Source organism: Aquirufa esocilacus (assembly GCF_042715595.1).
Classification (GTDB): Bacteria; Bacteroidota; Bacteroidia; order Cytophagales; family Spirosomataceae; genus Aquirufa; species Aquirufa esocilacus.
Map to the genome: position 1 here is coordinate 398,078 of NZ_JBBKXX010000003.1, position 18,652 is coordinate 416,729.

Genomic DNA, 18,652 nt, shown 5'->3' on the forward strand with positions numbered 1-18,652 from the left:
CAAAGTGAAATCAATTCAAGAGCAATTAGTAGCAAAAATCTCCCAAGCCTTTCCTGATGCCGAGGCAAAAAAGGTGGACAAGGACAATTTTTTGGACATACATATCCCCTCCATCAACCCTAAAAAGGGAACTCACCTATTCTTCAACACCGGAAAGAATGAGATAAAAATAGGCTTCTATTGCCGAGATGAGGATTTTAATAACGCTATTTTAAGTAGATCAAACAACACGGAAGCTTATGCCCAAGGCTTGCGAATAGCCAATAATCCTGCCTACGCCTCGGTGGAGGACGCCATCGCTGCAGCACTCGATTTCCTTTCTGAACTGAAAGGTGAAGCAAAGAAAACCACGCCTAAAACGGCGACTAAACCTGCAGTTCCCAATCTTCAGACCTTAGTAGCTACGTTTACCGACAAACTAAACGAGGGTTTGGATAGCCAACTGATGGACGAATTAGATGCCCTAAGCATTCCGGCCTCCTTAATTCTCTATGAAATTTCTGCTAAAAACCTCCAAAAAGCGTTGGACACAGAAACTGTCACCAATGATGATTTTGACTTAGTTAGCATCCTTGATCTAGAGGATTGGGAGGGGTTAACTGAAAAAATAGGGGAATCAGAAGTAAGCAAAAACAAAGAAGAGTACGCAGCTGAGACAATCTACGCAAACGGAAGCATTATTCTTCTCTATTGCGAAAGTGAATACGTTTACAGCTTCATGTCACCCGGAGAAGAAGTGGAAGAAGAAGACGAGGAGGAAGAGGACGAAAATGAAGAGGAATCAAGCCAATTTCTCTGGGGGGAATTTGATTTAGACGACGCTGATTTAATCGAAAAGGTGACGGCAAAAATAAAAGAGGAAAATGCGCTGACGGGTTTGGCATACATAAGTGAAGCCTTAAAAGAACAAGGTTACGAAGTAGATAATCATAGCCCTTTCTTTTTTACGTCGATGGTCCATATTTCAAACAAAGAACTACCTGGTTTCTTATACGTAAACATGGATGGATTCCACAGCAATTGCATCGAAGAGAATGAATTACAACTGATCTTCTCGTGGGATACCGTTAAGGATATTCAAATTATAGAGGAAGACGTGGCCTCTATTAAAATTAATCTACTGTCACATGAGGGAATTTTAACTATCAATGAACCCTATTCTAAAAATCTCCTCGTATTAGTGGGGATCTATAAAAACATTTGGAAAAAAGTCGTTAAAAAATTCGCCAGAGAAGATACTATTTCGTGGAACGTGGTTGAAAATGAGCTGGGTATTTCTCGCGTTACATTTGACACACTGGAAGATTACAAATATTGGATTACCGGAGACGCGACCGGCTATGAGATCATTGAATCAAGTGTCCCTGAACTTCGCAAAGACATAAATCGCCGGAAGTTTTCAGAGGATACCATCGTAGAAATTATCGCCTACCATAAAACACGAACAGAGTTTAATGAAGACTATACCGTCGATATGAATGGCCAAGAGATTTGGTTAACGATAGCGAGAACGTATGAAGACTCTTATTGGAAAACACAGGTGGACAAACAAGATCTTTTTAGCCTGTTTACTACGATCGAATCACAAGGATTCCAAGAGGGATTAGATACGTTATTTGGCTGGGAATTCCATTCACCCGGAAAAGGAGACAATGGATTTGAAATTGCGATGAAAGAGGGCGACATAAAGCGTTTACCTAAAAACTGTTTCGAAGATGGCGAGGTAAACCCCTACTTTATCTTCGAAAACTATACATCGAATTTAGAAGATATTGATGTCACGCTCCGAGGCGAAACGGACAGATTAGACATTCTTATCAATGAAGAATACTTCGGGAGTATTTGGCAAGGAGCCTACCCCGGAAACTAGTTAGCGTAAAGATGAGCCACAGAAAAATAATCTACATCGATATGGATGGAGTCATTGTTGACTTCCAAGGCCAAATTGATTACCATTTTGAATCTAACCCTGAGTATAAATCGATTTATCAACATAATCCCGATGAAATTCCGGGCATTTTCCGAAATCCCAAACCCATCAATGGCGCCATAGCGTCCATTTTCAAGTTAGCTGATTCTGGCTTGTATGAGCTATTTATTGCCACATCCGCTACCTGGGGAAATGTCGAATCCGCTATGCATAAGAGAGAGTGGATTGAAGAGCATTTTCAAGATCTCTTTAAAAAGAAAATGATCATCACACACCGAAAGGATCTCTTAATAGGGGATTACTTAATCGATGACCGAGAGGCGAATGGGGCCAAAGATTTCAAAGGAGAATTAATTCCATTCGGATGGGCCTACGAAACGGAATCTTGGAATACTTACCGCACCTGGGATGACGTACTAAAAAAACTATTATAACAAAAAAGCCAGCTTCTCAGCTGGCTTTTTCCTATTTCAACATCCCTAACAAGGAACTCAATTTATCTTTCAAATCTTTGCGATCTACGATGAAGTCTAAGAAGCCATGCTCTTCGACGAACTCAGCGCTTTGGAATCCTTTCGGTAAATCTTTACCAATCGTCTCCTTGATGACGCGTGGCCCTGCGAAACCGATCAAAGCACCGGGTTCTGCTATATTAAAGTCCCCTAGCATCGCGAAAGAAGCCGTCACACCACCCGTAGTCGGATTCGTCATTAAAGAGATATAAGGAATCTTAGCTTCAGCTAGTAGAGCGATTAACGAAGAGGTTTTGGCCATCTGCATTAAAGAAAAACCTGCCTCCATCATACGGGCACCCCCAGAGCGAGAGATCATCAAGAATGGCTTTCCTGTTTCTAAAGAGTGGCGCATCCCGCGGGTGATCTTCTCTCCCACCACGGAACCCATGGATCCACCAATGAAGTTAAAGTCCATGGCTGATATGCAAATAGGCAAACCGTTAATCTCGCCGTACGCGGTTCTAACCGCATCTTTTAAGCCTGTATTGTATTCCGTCGCTTTAATACGATCAGTGTATTTTTTTGTGTCCGTAAACTCCAATGGATCACCGGAACCCATCATCGGATCTAATTCTGTGTACAGTGAATTGTCAAACAACAACTCGAAATAGTCTTGAGAACCGATTTTTTCGTGGTAATTACAACTAGAACAGGTGTAGGCAAACAGACGGTGTTCGCGCGTATGAATCGCTTTTTTGCAAGAAGGACATTGGTACCACAAACCATCCGGAGCATCTAATTTAGAGGCGGTGGGGGTGACAATTCCTTTTTCTTTTCTTGAAAACCAAGACATAGGGCTAATTTTAATGATTAAGTCTGCAAAGATAAGTAAAAAGCTTTGCTAGGCCTTAGCGAACCACAATAATTCGCTTATTATATACATTTCTATTCGTGATCACTTGTATATAATAGGTGCCTGCTGGCAGCGTTGAAATATCGAACTGCTTCTCTAATAGGTTCCCTTTTACTTGCAAGCTTTCTTGCTGAATCCATTGCCCTTGAGATCCGACAATCCCAGTTACCACCTTTTCGTCAGCTGAACCTAAGGCAAGACGCAAATTCACTAAACGCGAAGATGGATTAGGCGAAACAACCAATTCAGGGGAGTACGAAGTGGGCTCTGCCGCTAAAACCAACGGTGGCGGTGGCGGAGCCACGGAACCCTGGATATTCAAATTATCAATCGCCCAGCCCCAGCCATGCGCTCCTACATCTGCATGTAAGCGGAAGCGGAAGACGAGTTGATCGCCGGCTTTGAATTTACCAGAAGAGAGAATATCAATTTCCCGTTTTTTGACCAACGTAGCCGAACCCACCCCGGTCGAATTACCTTTTGAATCAAAGCCCGTATTGTAGGCATTCAACCAAGTAGTAGAGAAATTCGAATCCCAACCATTGATCAGATTATACCAATTTTTACCCGAATCATTCGAGGCCTGTACCGTCACATAATCATAAAAACTGCGATTTACTGTTCCATCCGAATTCAAGAAAGAGGCCCCAGTCTCACCTGGTTCCACTAAAACGACCTCATCGAAATAGATTCTTGAGGTGTCTGCCCGCACCGTGATCGGCTTCAACAAGACAGCATCGCTGTTCGTAAACTTATCTGACCCTCCAGCCCCATTATAGGACTCTTCTGAGCCATCTGCATACGGATGCGCACTATGTAAACCCGTCGTAGTAAACCCGGATGGCTGTGCAAAAGTGAATCCTTTTAAGTAAAAATCAGTCGTAGGAGGCGTATCAAAATTCTGTTTGTAATTCGCTACCGCACCCTGTAATCCAATTACGACAAAATCATAGGTACCCGTGGTAGGTAGTGTGACGGTATTCGTGGTTTTGGCCTTATCCTTGACGATAATCCGGTATTTAATCACGTCCCCTGCTTTCAATAAGCCCGCGGCAAAATCAAAACTATTGGTAAAACTAAAACTCAACCCAGCCACTTTCGTAAAGCCTTTGCGGATCGCAGCGCCACTATTGATGGAATATTCCATATACACTGTATCGATCCCGATGTTATCTGCTGCCAGCAAAGTAGGGAGTGGAACCGAGGTCTGCGAACTAAAAATATACTTCAGCGGATTCGAATAAACTACCTCTGGCTTCGTCGTATCTGGCGCGATATTGAATTCAAAATAACTACCCAAGTTTGTTCCTGATATGATGGGGGCCTCCGCCGGTGTCACAAATTTCTTTCCAGATTTCTCCTGAGCATACCAGTAATACTTAATATTTCTGCTCGCCGCACTCTTAGGTAATGTATAGGAATAAGTATTACCCGTTTTTGCGAAAGCTGACACCGCTGTAAAGGTGTTAGAATTAATCGCGAGATACAATTTTAAGGATGATTCCTCCCAAAGCGTATCAGAATACACTTTCACAGAAAAAACCTTATCCGTAGCCTGGTCCTCCGTATCCGAATATTCCTCGCCAATTAAATTCGAAGAATACCAGCCAAAATCATTAAAAGCGGAGGTCACAATAGGCCCGATACTACGAGTTACCTCACCACGTGCGATTTGGGGTGTCATTAAAGCATTCGGATCACCTACCTTATACTTCACTTGATCCACGTGGTAAATACTCGACCCATCTGAGTAGGTAGCTGGAGTATATAGCTTACCGGCGCTTCCATTTTCCCGTAAAATAGCGAGGGATGAAAGATTAATTTTGCCGGAAGTAATTTGGGTATATAACGCCGCAGAGGGATTCTTAAAATTGAGGGTGTCCATCAATTTTTGGTCGGTTGCATTCACCATAAACTGATCAAAAATACCCGGATAGCCATAACCTGCCTCGCCATTATCTACATTCACTTGCCCGATAAAACCTAAACCGTGACCCATCTCATGTAAAACCACCGAATACAAGTCGATTTGATTAATCGTGGGCACGCCATCTGTACCAATATACCAAGCGGTAAAATCAGAATTAAAGGTCGCTATGATATCTGCATTTGACCCATTTAGATTCTTATGAGCCATTTTTTCTGCCAAAGCAATAGGGTAAAATGTATTTAAACGATTCGCCCCTACAAAGTTTCGTACATTCACGGACGAACCCGCACTTCCTAATACATTCGCAGATAAAGAGGCCCATTTCACATAGACATTGATGGGCACATCCGATGAAAAGACCGTAGACCAAGTGGCCGCTGCCTTTTCGAAAACAGCTTTTACATCCGCAGGCGGAACCGTTTCGTAAGTTAAAACGATATTTGCTGTGGCCTTGGTTTGGGTCGAGGCGTCTAATTTAATCGCCGCAGCCTCCGCTAAAATCGCGCGCATATTCTCCGTGTAACCCGCAGGCAAATCCCGTTTCAAGCCCATGTACTCAGGCGTATATTCTTTAATGATTTTGCCCGGCACCATCTCCATTTTATAGCGGCCCTTTTGGGCAAAAGTAGCCGTGCTAATGAACAAGAATAATAAGAGTAAATTTCTCATAGGGTAGCCAGTTGATTGTACAAACCAATAAAATTAGGGGCAATGAATTGCGTATGGGCTAATTCTTGAGCCGAATGCGAAGTGGTGATTCCTACCACGCGGGCACCTGCGGCTAATCCAGAGGCTATACCCTGGAGTGAATCTTCTATCACCCAGCAATCTTCCGGCGCGACACCCACGAGCGCAGCCGCTTTCAAGTATATTTCCGGATCTGGCTTGCCTTTCGTTACTTCAGCCCCACCGATGATCGCATCGAACTGATCCCGAATTCCTAAGCCATCCACAATAAAATCAATATTTCCAGGACCCGCAGAGGTCGCTAAAGCTGTTTTAATTCCTCTAGAACGCAAATCAGTTAAAAAGGTTAAAAGTCCATCCGCTGGCTTTCTATGCGCGGCATAAAATTCCCGGTACAGCAGCTCTTTCTCCTCTTCCAGCACTTCTACTTCCGCCCGAGTCATCTCTTTTTTATAAAACCACTCGAAAGTGTCTTTCGAATTCATCCCATTCAACTCTTGGTAAAAAACTTCTTTCGTCAAAGGAATATCATTACGCTCACAAAATAGCAACCAAGCGTCAACGTGATAAGGTAAATTATCTACGATCACGCCATCCATATCGAATAAAACCGCTTTCATTGCCATATTATAGAGTTAAAACGAGCCCATCATAGGCTAATGAAACGTTAGAGGGCAATTCTTTTTGCACTTCGGCGTGGAGACCCATTTGGTGACTAATATGCGTAATGTACGCTTGCTTAGGCTTTAATTCAGCAATTAAATCGAGTGCTTCTGCTAACGTAAAATGAGAAATATGAGTCGTTTTACGCAAGGCATTTATCACTAAGACATCTAGGTTGCGCAGTTTATCTTGCTCTTCTGGGGCGATGAAATTCGCATCCGTCACATAGGCAAAATCCCCAAACCGAAATCCCAACACATCTAAATAATAATGTTTCACGAAGATGGGTTGGATATCAATTCCCTGAACCGTAAAGGGTTGTCCATCGATTTCGTATACATCGATTTCAGGCACGCCTGGGTATTTATTTTCCCCAAAAGCATAGGCAAATTCCCTTTTCAACTGCTCAATGACCTGAGCCCGAGCATACAAGGGAATCGTCGATTGTTGATGGTAATTAAATCCCCGCACATCATCCATACCGGCGGTATGATCCTTGTGTTCATGGGTATACAGAATGGCATCCACTCGCTTAACTCCGGCCCTCAGGACCTGCTGACGAAAATCTGGACCTGTATCTATGATGAAGCTTTTACCTCCTATTTCGACCTGAATCGAAACGCGGAGTCGTTTGTCCCGTTCATCTGTAGAAGTACAAACCGAACAGTTACACGCGATCATCGGAATCCCCTGAGAAGTTCCCGTTCCTAAAAACGTTACCTTGGACGGGGACATGCGCTTATTCCGTTAAGGCTTTCACCTGAGAAACCAATGAATCGAAGTTCAAAGGCTTAGCTAAGAAATCATTGAATCCGGCTGCTTTAAAATCATCCATTGAATAATTACGTGCATTTCCAGTGATAGCAATCATCGGAATCGCCGCTTTCTTCTTGTCTGCTAACGCACGAACCGCACGAGCGCAGTCCATACCGTCCATGACAGGCATATTGATATCAAGTAAGATAATATCAAATTCAGCTTTCGCTAATTCATCTAATACTTGTTGTCCGTTTTTTACGGCGTGGATCTCAAAATTTTGAAATTCTAAAATCTTCTTCGCTAGATTTTGAATTACTGAGCTATCTTCCGCTATCAATACCTTTTTCATATATTCTTGTTTTATCGTCAATTACGAGTAAAAATAGCCAAAGGAATGTGTATTTCAAACGAATTTTGGCAATAAAAAAAGCGACCCATTTCTGAGCCGCTTTTTTATCAATTTCTAGTTATTATTTCAAGTAGAAAGATACGGATGATTTATCCCAATCTAACGTCACTTGGCCTGCAGCCGTGATTCCGATCGTGAATTGCTCCGTGTGAGCGTGCTCGCTTACGCGCGCCTTTACACGTAACACATCACTCGCTTCTTTGTAGGTATAAGCACCCCACATTTTAGCCTCCTTGTTAAAGATAATCGTCCACTCTGTTTCGCCTGGAATAGACAATAAAGAATAAACTCCCTTCGCTAAGGTCTTGCCTTGAACCGTAATATCATTCGAGATTTCGATCGTAGTTGCTTCGTTTGCACCGGTTCTCCAAACTTCCCCATAAGGAACAAGCGCTTTCGCCTCTTTCGAGCCAAATACTAAACGTCCTTTTACTGACGGTTGCGCATACTTAATCATCACTTCTGTGTTTCCCACTTTCTGTGAAGCCACTGCAGCTGGCGATGGCGCTAGTTTTTGCGCTAAAACGCTAAATGAAATGAAACTTACTAATAGCAATAGATACTTTTTCATAGAGTTGTTTTTTTATTTTGATTACAAATTAAGCCAATAATTCAATTTCAACACCAATGCGCGGTTACGAATTTGCATGATCTCCGGAAAATAATTATCCGTGTACACTAAAAACAGATCGGAAGCCGGTTTGTAGCGCCATTGCAAACGCGCATTTAGGTTGATATTTTTTGTTTGCTGATTCAACTGAAAGAACGTCGCAAAGAATAATTTGTTTGAGAAAGTGATATCAATTTTGGGACGAATAATCCAAAAATTAGAGGACACCTTTTTCGCAGCTGCCACATCCGTCCCCGGAATAGCCACATCTACAATATCATTATAATCTAAAGCTACGGAGAAACTACCATAAGGCTGGAAGCGGTAACCGATATCTGCTGTAATTCCGGTGCGCCATCCTTGTCCATAATACCCTCCGAATCTGGACGTCAAGGAATAGGTAAATAGTTTAATAGGAGAAGATCCATAACGCGCATTCAAGGCATACCAATCATGCTCCGTCCCCCTTTTCAAGGCGGTATTGCCCATGCGGGTCGCATCAAAATCGTACAATAATTTTACATAATCATAGGACAAATAAGCCCCAAAAGTGGAGCGATCTTTCATCGTACCCTCAAATGCCACATAAGAGGTATTATCCGTAAAAGTGCCTTGGTTATTCCAATAGCTCATCGTCATCGCAGAAAGCGTCGTGTAAAACACATTTGTTGACATGTTTTTTGGATAGAAATTCTTTGACGCATCCAACTGCGTTTGTACATAATTGATACGGGGAACATAGCCTGTTTCTGGATTGTAATTCTCCCCTACCCACGACTCTTTGAATCCGAAAGACCAATCATTGTCTTTGTAGGCTAAAGATGCGGCCTGCGAGAAACTGCGATCCTTTTGCAAAGGGCTAATGGTATTCGCATAAAAAAGAGATCCTGTCCAGAAATTATCCGCTGAAGCCAGATTATACTCAAATCCTAAATCCCGGTTATAGGACTGAAAACCATTCGAACGCTGTAAATCCGTATCAATGAACGATTGCTTGTTCACCATGTAGGCCCCAAAGTTCGAACGTGCAAATAACTTGCGCTGCAAGGCGACCATGGAATAGTTTTGGGTAGGCACCCCTTTCGCATCAATTCGTTCAGACTGCACATTCAAGGCCCCAATCCGCCAATCTTGGTTTAACTTTCCACTTAATCGTGCGCCATACGTGATGGGTGTCTGCTCATAAATTCCCGTCTTAGGATTCAAGGCTAAACCAATTCTACGGGAGAAAAATGGCCGAATATTATCTGTCCCAAAACCATCAAACAAATCTGAGTTTTCTATAAAGAACTGGCGTTTCTCCGGATAAAAGAGCTCAAAACGATCCAAATTTGTCTGTTGCCTATCTACGTCTACCTGCGAAAAATCCGGATTCAAGGTCATATCTAAATTCAATCCAGAATTAATAGCCACCTTAATATCACCCCCTATTTGGTTGCGCATCGAGGTGGGATCTTTCGTTTCGTAATTAGCCGTCACGCCCGATAAAACATAAGGAATCAGGGAAACATTCTTCTTAGGCGTAGGCGGCGGTGTATCCCAAACCAGTACCCCAGCATAAGCTAAAGAAGCAGTGGGAAATTGCCGAGGGACAGGAGCCCAGGCGGACTTTTCTTTGGCTTTCAAATCATAGCGGGAAAAATTAATCCCCCAGCGACTCACATTACCTTTGTATCGAATCGACTTAAAGGGAATCGCTGCTTCGAAAATCCACGAATCCCGTTTGTAGGTGGTGGCCGACTCCCATTTATTATCCCAGTTCAAGTTCACTTTCGAACCCTCAGACATTTGGCCATCCCACTGTGCCCCGGCCGCATTCGCCCCAAAAGCAAAACCCGTCGTCTTATCTTCAAACGTGTCGATGAAAACTAAAAAATTATCATTCACCCCGAAACCGAAATCGCGCTTCATCGATTCCACCACAAAGGCCCCCGGCTCTTTTAAGAAGCATTCCGCGGAAATATAAATATATTTATCGTCATAGGTCATCTTCACATCCGTTCGCACCTGTGCACACAGGGAATCAAAGGGATTGCACATCATAAAATCACTGACCGCAGCAGATTGAAACCAAGCATTTTCGTCTAGTACTCCATCTATTTTAATTGCACCCGTACTTTTTGTGATATGCATCTGGAAGTTTTCATTCTTCTTTTGCGCATAAAGCGAGGTGGTCATTAAAACAAAAAGGAAACAGACATATTTTTTCATTCTTGCAATTTAGCCATTTTTATTAGCTATTTATCGGGGTACTGTAGGGGGATTTTTTTTAGGTGGGATAGCGGAATTCCATCAGCTTGTTTTATTTTTGCATTGTAAAATACAGAACTATGGGAAGAGCCTTCGAATTTAGAAAAGCGAGAAAATTCAAACGTTGGGGTCAAATGGCCAAAACATTTACCAAAATCGGTAAAGATATTGTAATTGCCGTTAAAGCTGGCGGTGGCGATCCATCGTCTAACTCACGCTTACGTGCGATCATCCAAAATGCGAAGGCGGTTAATATGCCGAAAGAAAACGTAGAACGTGCCATCAAACGCGCTACGTCTAAAGACCAAGAGGATTACAAAGAGATCGTATACGAAGGATACGCACAACATGGTATCGCTATCTTAGTGGAAACCACCACCGACAACATCAACCGTACCGTAGCAAACATCCGTTCATCTTTCACAAAATGTGGCGGTAGCTTAGGAACGACAGGCATGCTAGATTTCATCTTCACTCGCAAATCTGTATTCAAGATTGCGGCGAAGCCAGAGATCGATTTAGAAGAATTAGAATTTGACTTGATTGACTTAGGGGGTGATGAAGTATTCTTAGATGAGGAAACAAATCAAATTAATATATACGGGGAATTCACTGCTTTTGGCGGGATCCAAAAATTCTTAGAAGAAAAAGGCTACGAGTTAATGGGAGCTGATTTCGAGCGAATTCCTGACGAAACCAAAGAATTAACAGAACAACAAGTGGCTGACGTAGAAAAACTCATCGAGCGTCTAGAAGAGGACGACGATGTACAAAACGTCTACCACAATATGGGCTAATGACTATTAAGAAGCGGAGGACATAAAAGCCTCCGCTTTTTTCTTGTCCAAACGATACAAATAAGGCGCCTTGTGCGCACCTCCCGTATACTTCTTTTCGATTCGCTCTAAAATATCTAAGCTGAGCATCTTACGCTGAAAATTAGTTCGCACTAATTCTTTACCTAAAATCGTCTCATATACTTGTTGCAATTCAGACATCGTAAACGTCTCTGGCAACAAATTAAAGGCCGCTAATTTCGTGTCGATCGAGCTACGTAAATGGGCTAGTCCTGTCGTAACAATCGAACTATGATCTAAAAACAAAGAGGGGATCTTATCTACATCCATCCAAGCCGAATCATCGGATACGTCATTTAAGGTGACATTTACTTTGGAATATTCTACTAAAGCGTAATAACCAATCGTAATATACCGGTGGGACAACCATTTCATATCCTCTAGGGAACGACCCATCGCTAGATTGATCTTCTCATGCTTTTCAATGGCACCAATATTTCTTTTGAGATCGCCAAAAGTATGAAACTGCTGCAAATAGAGATTTTCTAAGCCGGTACGCTGCCATAAAATTCGTTTCGCGGCATCGTCCGCATCTTCTTCTTTTCCAATAAATCCACCCGGTAAGGACCAAATATCATTATTTCGAAATTTCAACAAAAGCACTTTCAGTTGATTCTCTTGAAAACCAAAAATGACACAATCGACAGAAATATTCGGCAACCAGTCGCCCAGTAGAACATCTTTATTTGGCATGCTGCTGTACGAAGTTTTGTATTTGTTTCGCGAAGATGACGTAACCCTTTTCATTCAGGTGTAATTTGTCAGCCACAAAAATATCTTGCATCAAAGTACCATCCGCATTGTAAAAAGGCGAATGCATATCGATGACATAATGCCCCTTTTTCTTCGCAGCAATCGTAGCGATACGCTGATTCAAATCTTGCTGCTTCCCTTTCAATGCCTCTCGAGCTATACTAGGACGAGCTGATACGAAAACGAGTTTTGCTCCTGGAACCTGCTTCGCTAAACGAGCAGAAAACTCTTCGAATTGCGATGCAATCTCTTCTGGACTGGTACCAGAGGTTAAATCATTATCCCCTTCGTACATAAACACCCAAGAAGGCTGGTATTTCACGACCATGCGATCGAAGTAATACAAGGCATCCTTCAAGGTGCTACCACCGAAACCGCGATTAAAGGCATTCATTCCCTTGGTATCCGCATCGAAACTTTTCCACAGACGGAAACTCGACGAGCCGATGAATAATTTCATTCCTTTCGCTGGTAAAGCAATGGAATCTTGCTTTTCGTAGGCCACAATTTCTTTTTCGAAACGATTTTGGGCGAAAACGCCAAACGACAATAATAGGAAAAGGAGGATCTTATTCATTGGGATATTTTAAACCGATTTGAGAACGAATTTCATCTAATAAAGCCATTAATTCCGTACTGAAAGCATGCGTCATCAAGGCATTTTCCGTGCGACCCGCACGTAAATCCGCTTGCACTGCCTCCGCTTCGTAGCTATAACCCCAGCCTAAGCGTTCCGTTTCATAGAACGTCTCTTGCTCTGTTTCATGAATCGTCACCGTGATTCCTTTCGTCTCGTGGAAACGTGAATGCATATGAATCTTGCCTTTTGTCCCGTGAATTTCACAGGTCGTGTCGGTCTTCGTAGCGAAAGTAGAAAACAAAGTCGCCGTCGCTCCTGAATTATATTTCATGGCGATGGACGTATTCATATCCACGCCGCTAGGTGCCATCACGCCGGTCGCCTTCATTTCTAAAGGCTCCCCTAACACGAATTTGGAGATAAATAAAGGGTAAATACCAATATCCAATAAAGATCCGCCAGTCAAAGCTGGATTAAACCAACGCGCCTCCGCATCGTAAGGTGCGTGGAAACCAAAGTCTGCCGCTAGATGAACGATGTCTCCGATCACGCCTGAAGCTAGAATCTCTTGTAATTTCACAATGGAGGGGTGGAAACGCGTCCATAAAGCCTCCATTAAGAAGATCTTCTTATCACGCGCTGTCTGAATCATCTCCGCCACTTGCTTCGAATTAATGGCAAAGGCTTTTTCACATAAAACAGGAAGTCCAGCATTCAAACACAATAACGTATGCTCGTGGTGCAAACCGTGTGGAGAGGCGATATACACCACATCGATTTCGCCACTCGAAAGCATCGCTTCATACGAACCAAAACATTTCACATCGGGTCCATAATGAGACGCAAACTCTTCTGCACGGGAAATATCTCTGGAGGAAACAGCGGCTAAATAACCGTCCTTAACGAAGGCTAAATCATCTGCAAATTTGCGGGCTATACCGCCGCACGCCAATATACCCCACCGAATGGGTGTTCCATTTTTCATAGTCCTAGGTTTATTATTAAAGTGAACCTAATTCAGTTATTAAAGCCTGAACTTGGTCCATATTTACTGCTGGGAAATTCGCGATGCGGATTTGGGTTTCTTTCAACTTTCCGTATCCAGCCCCAATAATCATATCGCTTCTCTCTTTAATCGTATTGATCACTTTAGACGAACCTTCCTTGCAATTTAACACCACAACGGTCGCCGAACGGTGATTTTCATTCTCCACGAATATTTCGAAGTTATCCGATTTCTTCGCAAAATCATACAAAGCCTTCGCTTTTTTATCCGTCTCTTTGCGGATATTCTCCACCCCGATTCGGTTAAAATCTTCCGCCACTTTGCCTAACACATAAATCGCCATCACATTGGGCGTTTCTGGCGTTTCGAAATTCTTATAATTTGCCCAAAGGCTTGGCAACGAGTGATACGTCCCCACGATTCCTTCGTGCTTCTTCATTCGTTCTGACTTCTCCAGCATCGCCTCATTCGCAAACCAAACACCTAGACCGGCGGGCATTCCGAATGATTTTTGGACACTAAAAAAGGCTGAATCTACTAAGCTAAAATCAAGGTTCGGGTAAGGAGCTGATGAAACCATGTCCACTGCCACAAACTTATCTTTGTTCGCTTTCTTGATCTTGTGAATCTCTGAAGCCTTCATCTGAACACCTGAGCTGGTTTCGTTCGCCGTGCAGCAAATCAATTCAGCATATTCCGGCACTTCCACTTCAGAAGCATCGAAACCCTCGCCAAAAGGCTTGTGCATCGAATTCGCATACTTGTGTAGGTCTTTAGAAAAATCGAAAAACTTCTTCGAGAACGAGCCATTCACTAGGTGAAAACTCTCGTGCTCCACTGTATTCATGATGATACGCTCCCACACCTCCGTCGCAGATCCCGTAAATAGGACCGCGTGGCTCTTAGGCAAGGCGAATAACTCGCGCAATTGCTCATCTGCGTGCTGGTAGATCTTACGGAAAGCCGCGGAACGATGGGAAATCGAACCGAGGTTTAATCGAAAAGCCTCCATATAATGGGACTGAACCGTAGGAAACAAGGCCGCAGGGCCGGGGGTAAAAAAGGTGCTCATATTAATATAACATTCTAAACTTAATGGTGTTATCGATCAGCTTTAATTCGCTCACGATTTCATCCGAGTATTCTTTGGCCACATCCGTAATCACATAACCCGTATTCTCTGTTGTCTTTAAGTATTGACCGATGATGTTTACGTGGTATTTCGCGAAGATTTGGTTGATTTGGGCCAAAATCCCCGGCACATTGTGGTGAATATGCAACAAACGGTGCGCATCCTCTAAAGGCGGCAATTGCAATTCAGGGAAGTTCACAGAGCCATACGTGCTACCATTGTTCATAAATTGCAACAACTTCGCAGGTACGAATTCACCAATATTTTGCTGCGCTTCCTCTGTGCTACCACCGATGTGCGGCGTCAAAATCACGTTAGGCAATCCGCGCAATTCGTTCAAAAATTCTTCGTCATTCGTCTTCGGCTCATACGGGAATACGTCAATCGCCGCACCCCACACTTTACCAGACTTGATCGCTTCCACTAAAGCCGGTATTTCGACTACGTGACCTCTTGACAAGTTCAAGAAGATGACATTGTCTTTCATCCAAGAGAATTGCTCTTTGCCGATGATGTTCGTGTTTGACTTACGACCATCCACGTGCAAACTAACAAAATCCACTTGTGATAATAACTCCTTCAGGCTGCTGCATTTTTTGGCATTACCTAAAGCTAATTTATCGACCGAGTCACAGAAATACACCTCCATACCCAGCGCCTCCGCAATCACGGAAATCTGCGTACCGATACTTCCATATCCTACTAAACCAATTTTCTTACCTCTAATCTCGTACGAATTCGTCGCTGATTTATCCCAAACACCCGCGTGCATTTTCGTCGATTTCTCGAAGATATTACGCGTTAACATCACCATCAAACCAATCGATAATTCCACGACCGAACGTGTATTCGAATACGGCGCATTAAACACCGCAATCCCGCGCTTCTCACATTCCACTAAATCGATTTGGTTTGTACCGATACAGAAAGCACCCACACACATCAAACGAGACGCATTCGGGTGTTCTAATACTTTCTTCGTCAAATTCGTCTTCGAACGCAAACCAATGATAGACACATCCTTGATCTTTTCGATCAATTCATCCTCATCCAAAGCCCCTTTCAAAAGCTCCACTTGGAAACCTTCTTTCTTGAATGCATTCACCGCACCTGGATGCACGTTTTCTAATAAAAGAACTTTGATACGCGATTTAGGATACGATTGTGCGCGGCTTAAACCGTTGATGTACAAGAACTCATCTAATGACGGAACTACGTAATCCGCTTTGTCCGTCACCGCCTTGCGCGACACGTTCTCCGTGAACGCAAAGAACTTATTCGCTAAACCAGACTCGCGTAATTCGTAATCCGTGATACCATCACCGATCACGTAAACCTCGCCTTCTAATTGCAATGATTGCAATAAGCGCACTTTACCTTTATCCTGAGACAATAAATTGTCCGCATCGTAACCGGTAATAGTTCCTTCCGCATCATACGTGAATGTATTCGCGTACACGTTCTCCGCTGGGATGCCCATCTCGTTCACTACGGGAACGATAAAGTCCTTGAATCCAGAGGAAACGATTAAGATTTGTGCGGCGTTTTCTTCTAGAAAATCCTTGTTGCGCTTAAATGACTCCGAGATTTTACCTTTTAAAAAGACGATCAATTGATCCACATGCGAGCGATTTGCCGGCAACAAAGCGACACGATCGCGTAAGGAATCGGCGAAAGAATAGGCCCCTACCATTCCTTGGTCGGTGATATCCTTAATCTTTCCCACGATCTCCGCCTGCTTCGGATTTCCCTGAAGCGCGATTCTCGCTAATTCATCGAGCCCCTCCACTTTCGTGAATGTGCTATCGAAATCAATGACAATTTTTAAAGGTTCTGCTTGAGCTGTAGGCATGTTATTATTTTCTAAACGCTTTTTTTAAACCAAGTTTCGGCGCGATTTTCCGACCAAGTATAACCCTGGTAATTCTTCGGATAAAAACCACAATGTCCTCCTTTTTCCTGTGCGTCTAATTGAACAAAGCCCAAGGTCTTCACAAAAGATTCCGGAATACATTCCGCCGATAAAAATGGGTCATTTTTTGCATTCACGATTAAAGTGGGTACGTTAATCTGATCCAAAAAATACAAGGAACTACTCTTTTCGTAATAGTCTTCCCCGTCTTTAAACCCGTGTAAAGGCCCTGTGATCACATCGTCAAAATCCACTAAACTCTTAATCGAATCAATCATCTCCACGGTAATATCCTGAGGATAGCGCGCGGACTTTTCCTTGACTTTTTTAATGAGAGTTTGTAGAAATCGATGAGTGTAGAGTCTGTTTTCCCGCTTAGCTAATTGCTTGCTACTCGATGAAAGGTGTAAAGGTACGGAAAATGCGACAGCTTTTCGAATCATTGGTGGAGGATTTTCACCCTGTTCACCTAACCATTTTAAGGTTAAGTTGCCCCCTAAACTAAATCCCGCTAGATAGATATCTTTCGCGCCTCGTTCGATGGCCAGTTTAATAATGAAGTCCAAATCATCCGTCGCCCCACTGTGGTAAAACCGCAGATTTTTATTGGGCTCTCCTGAACAGCTGCGGTAATTCCAGGCCAACGCGTTCATCCCTTTCATCTTGTGAATCAAACCCGTCACGTATTGTCGATCACTTGATCCCTCCAAACCGTGAGACACAATTAATAGGGGCCTCTCTGAAAGCGGACCGCCGTACCAATCGATATCCAAGAAATCCTGATCCGGAGTCGTCACCCGTTCACGACGTGGCGTTTCCGAAAGAGTCACTTTTCGAAAAAGGGAGGGATAAATACTTTGTGTATGCCCGTCCGGTAACCAAAGTGGCGGGGTATAATTTTCTAACATTAAATGAAAAAGTCGGGTAACAATTGATTTTCTGGCGTATTCGGATTGACACGATATTCCGTGAAATCCGTCACCCCTTCTGCACGTAACACGTCTTCGTCGATGTAGAAATTCCCACTGACCGTCTTCGCATCCTTCTGCAAAATAGCCGCGGCAGCATCCGCCATAATACTAGCTTTGCGCCCTAATTGCATCATCGACGCATTACCTACTGCGAATTCAATCGCAGCCGTGGCAATGATCGTCTTAGGCCAAAGCGAATTAAAAGCTACCTTCCCCTTAAATTCAGACGCCATTCCGAGGGTACATAACGACATCCCAAATTTGGCAATCGAATACGCCACATGGTTCTCAAACCAGCGCGCCTCCACATTTAAAGGAGGGGAAAGCGTTAATACCTGCGGGTTTTCTGATTTCAACAAATAAGGCAAACAAGCCTGAGCACACAAATACGTTCCGCGCGTGTTCACCTGATTCATCAAATCGTATTTTTTCATCTCCGTACTTAATGTACCTGTTAACTGAATCGCAGATGCATTGTTAATCAGGATATCAATACCTCCAAAGGTCTCGACGGCTAATTTTACCGCTGCTAAAACCTGATTTTCGTCACGAATGTCTACCATACAGGCCAAAGCCTTTCCGCCAGCCGCCTCAATTTCAGCCGCTGCCGTGTGAATCGTACCTGGTAATTTAGGATGTGGTTCAGAAGTTTTAGCCGCAATAACGATGTTTGCGCCCTCTGAGGCTAATTTTTTCGCAATCTCTAATCCAATTCCACGAGATCCTCCGGTGATAAAGACCGTCTTATTTTTGAAGTGCATATGGTTCCTATTTTTTCTTCATCTAAATTACGATTTTCTTTCAAAGACAGATACATTTTAAACTTTTGCATTGT

General features: G+C 43.2%; 17 protein-coding genes. 3 read left to right on the forward strand and 14 right to left on the reverse strand.

Annotation, left to right across the window (positions count from 1 at the left end):
• Positions 1–4 precede the first annotated feature (4 nt).
• A complete protein-coding gene (locus tag SKC37_RS10370) occupies positions 5–1,870 on the forward strand; it encodes a hypothetical protein (protein ID WP_377981405.1) in 1,866 nt (621 codons plus the stop codon).
• 11 nt (positions 1,871–1,881) lie between these two features.
• Positions 1,882–2,364, forward strand: a complete 483-nt coding sequence (locus SKC37_RS10375; protein WP_377981406.1) for a 5' nucleotidase, NT5C type — start codon at positions 1,882–1,884, stop codon at positions 2,362–2,364.
• A 31-nt stretch (positions 2,365–2,395) separates the two neighbouring features.
• On the opposite strand, the gene accD is transcribed toward SKC37_RS10375, so the two are convergent.
• The 7 genes from accD to SKC37_RS10410 form a co-directional block, all read right to left on the reverse strand.
• Positions 2,396–3,238, reverse strand: coding sequence for an acetyl-CoA carboxylase, carboxyltransferase subunit beta (gene accD, locus SKC37_RS10380; protein ID WP_377981407.1), 843 nt, complete (start codon positions 3,236–3,238; stop codon positions 2,396–2,398).
• A gap of 55 nt (positions 3,239–3,293) precedes the next feature.
• Complete coding sequence (locus tag SKC37_RS10385; RefSeq protein WP_377981408.1) at positions 3,294–5,897, reverse strand: T9SS type A sorting domain-containing protein; 2,604 nt, start codon at positions 5,895–5,897, stop codon at positions 3,294–3,296.
• On the reverse strand, positions 5,894–6,541 hold the full coding sequence (locus SKC37_RS10390; protein ID WP_377981409.1) for an HAD family hydrolase: 648 nt from the start codon (positions 6,539–6,541) through the stop codon (positions 5,894–5,896). Before SKC37_RS10390 ends, SKC37_RS10385 begins: the two co-directional genes overlap by 4 nt.
• A gap of 1 nt (position 6,542) precedes the next feature.
• Complete coding sequence (locus SKC37_RS10395) at positions 6,543–7,313, reverse strand: MBL fold metallo-hydrolase (protein WP_377981410.1); 771 nt, start codon at positions 7,311–7,313, stop codon at positions 6,543–6,545.
• Between the two features lie 4 nt (positions 7,314–7,317).
• Positions 7,318–7,686, reverse strand: a complete 369-nt coding sequence (locus SKC37_RS10400) for a response regulator (protein WP_130894985.1) — start codon at positions 7,684–7,686, stop codon at positions 7,318–7,320.
• 121 nt (positions 7,687–7,807) lie between these two features.
• Positions 7,808–8,317, reverse strand: a complete 510-nt coding sequence (locus tag SKC37_RS10405; RefSeq protein ID WP_377981411.1) for a DUF2911 domain-containing protein — start codon at positions 8,315–8,317, stop codon at positions 7,808–7,810.
• Positions 8,318–8,338: 21 nt separating this feature from the next.
• Positions 8,339–10,567, reverse strand: a complete 2,229-nt coding sequence (locus SKC37_RS10410; protein WP_377981412.1) for a DUF5916 domain-containing protein — start codon at positions 10,565–10,567, stop codon at positions 8,339–8,341.
• 119 nt (positions 10,568–10,686) lie between these two features.
• On the opposite strand from SKC37_RS10410, the gene SKC37_RS10415 reads away from it, so the two are divergent.
• The gene (locus SKC37_RS10415; protein ID WP_377981413.1) at positions 10,687–11,403 is read left to right on the forward strand and encodes a YebC/PmpR family DNA-binding transcriptional regulator; all 717 of its coding nucleotides are present in this window, start codon (positions 10,687–10,689) and stop codon (positions 11,401–11,403) included.
• A gap of 6 nt (positions 11,404–11,409) precedes the next feature.
• Here SKC37_RS10415 and SKC37_RS10420 read toward each other — a convergent pair whose 3' ends face one another.
• Genes SKC37_RS10420 through SKC37_RS10450 form a run of 7 tightly spaced genes read right to left on the reverse strand, consistent with a single transcriptional unit; the run spans position 11,410 to position 18,578 of the window.
• Entirely contained in the window at positions 11,410–12,156 is a 747-nt protein-coding gene (locus SKC37_RS10420; protein ID WP_377981414.1) for an NUDIX hydrolase, read from the reverse strand.
• Complete coding sequence (locus SKC37_RS10425) at positions 12,146–12,793, reverse strand: GDSL-type esterase/lipase family protein (protein ID WP_377981415.1); 648 nt, start codon at positions 12,791–12,793, stop codon at positions 12,146–12,148. The genes SKC37_RS10420 and SKC37_RS10425 overlap by 11 nt, the downstream gene beginning before the upstream one ends.
• Positions 12,786–13,781 carry a Gfo/Idh/MocA family protein gene (locus SKC37_RS10430; protein ID WP_377981416.1) on the reverse strand — a complete coding sequence of 332 codons (996 nt, stop codon included), beginning with the start codon at positions 13,779–13,781 and terminating at the stop codon, positions 12,786–12,788. Before SKC37_RS10430 ends, SKC37_RS10425 begins: the two co-directional genes overlap by 8 nt.
• A gap of 16 nt (positions 13,782–13,797) precedes the next feature.
• Positions 13,798–14,874 carry an aminotransferase class V-fold PLP-dependent enzyme gene (locus SKC37_RS10435; protein ID WP_377981417.1) on the reverse strand — a complete coding sequence of 359 codons (1,077 nt, stop codon included), beginning with the start codon at positions 14,872–14,874 and terminating at the stop codon, positions 13,798–13,800.
• Position 14,875: 1 nt separating this feature from the next.
• A complete protein-coding gene (gene serA / locus SKC37_RS10440) occupies positions 14,876–16,786 on the reverse strand; it encodes a phosphoglycerate dehydrogenase (RefSeq protein WP_377981418.1) in 1,911 nt (636 codons plus the stop codon).
• Positions 16,787–16,797: 11 nt separating this feature from the next.
• Complete coding sequence (locus SKC37_RS10445) at positions 16,798–17,754, reverse strand: YheT family hydrolase (RefSeq protein ID WP_377981419.1); 957 nt, start codon at positions 17,752–17,754, stop codon at positions 16,798–16,800.
• Entirely contained in the window at positions 17,754–18,578 is an 825-nt protein-coding gene (locus SKC37_RS10450; RefSeq protein ID WP_377981420.1) for an SDR family oxidoreductase, read from the reverse strand. The genes SKC37_RS10445 and SKC37_RS10450 overlap by 1 nt, the downstream gene beginning before the upstream one ends.
• Positions 18,579–18,652 lie beyond the last annotated feature (74 nt).

Bases quoted from the DNA above. Each gene is read 5' to 3' on its own strand.
- SKC37_RS10400 (WP_130894985.1), bottom strand. From the start codon at position 7,686: ATGAAAAAGGTATTGATAGCGGAAGATAGCTCAGTAATTCAAAATCTA.
- accD (WP_377981407.1), bottom strand. From the start codon at position 3,238: ATGTCTTGGTTTTCAAGAAAAGAAAAAGGAATTGTCACCCCCACCGCC.
- SKC37_RS10385 (WP_377981408.1), bottom strand. From the start codon at position 5,897: ATGAGAAATTTACTCTTATTATTCTTGTTCATTAGCACGGCTACTTTT.
- SKC37_RS10425 (WP_377981415.1), bottom strand. From the start codon at position 12,793: ATGAATAAGATCCTCCTTTTCCTATTATTGTCGTTTGGCGTTTTCGCC.
- SKC37_RS10405 (WP_377981411.1), bottom strand. From the start codon at position 8,317: ATGAAAAAGTATCTATTGCTATTAGTAAGTTTCATTTCATTTAGCGTT.
- serA (WP_377981418.1), bottom strand. From the start codon at position 16,786: ATGCCTACAGCTCAAGCAGAACCTTTAAAAATTGTCATTGATTTCGAT.
- SKC37_RS10420 (WP_377981414.1), bottom strand. From the start codon at position 12,156: ATGCCAAATAAAGATGTTCTACTGGGCGACTGGTTGCCGAATATTTCT.
- SKC37_RS10375 (WP_377981406.1), top strand. From the start codon at position 1,882: ATGAGCCACAGAAAAATAATCTACATCGATATGGATGGAGTCATTGTT.
- SKC37_RS10390 (WP_377981409.1), bottom strand. From the start codon at position 6,541: ATGGCAATGAAAGCGGTTTTATTCGATATGGATGGCGTGATCGTAGAT.
- SKC37_RS10445 (WP_377981419.1), bottom strand. From the start codon at position 17,754: ATGTTAGAAAATTATACCCCGCCACTTTGGTTACCGGACGGGCATACA.
- SKC37_RS10430 (WP_377981416.1), bottom strand. From the start codon at position 13,781: ATGAAAAATGGAACACCCATTCGGTGGGGTATATTGGCGTGCGGCGGT.
- SKC37_RS10415 (WP_377981413.1), top strand. From the start codon at position 10,687: ATGGGAAGAGCCTTCGAATTTAGAAAAGCGAGAAAATTCAAACGTTGG.
- SKC37_RS10435 (WP_377981417.1), bottom strand. From the start codon at position 14,874: ATGAGCACCTTTTTTACCCCCGGCCCTGCGGCCTTGTTTCCTACGGTT.
- SKC37_RS10410 (WP_377981412.1), bottom strand. From the start codon at position 10,567: ATGAAAAAATATGTCTGTTTCCTTTTTGTTTTAATGACCACCTCGCTT.
- SKC37_RS10395 (WP_377981410.1), bottom strand. From the start codon at position 7,313: ATGTCCCCGTCCAAGGTAACGTTTTTAGGAACGGGAACTTCTCAGGGG.
- SKC37_RS10450 (WP_377981420.1), bottom strand. From the start codon at position 18,578: ATGCACTTCAAAAATAAGACGGTCTTTATCACCGGAGGATCTCGTGGA.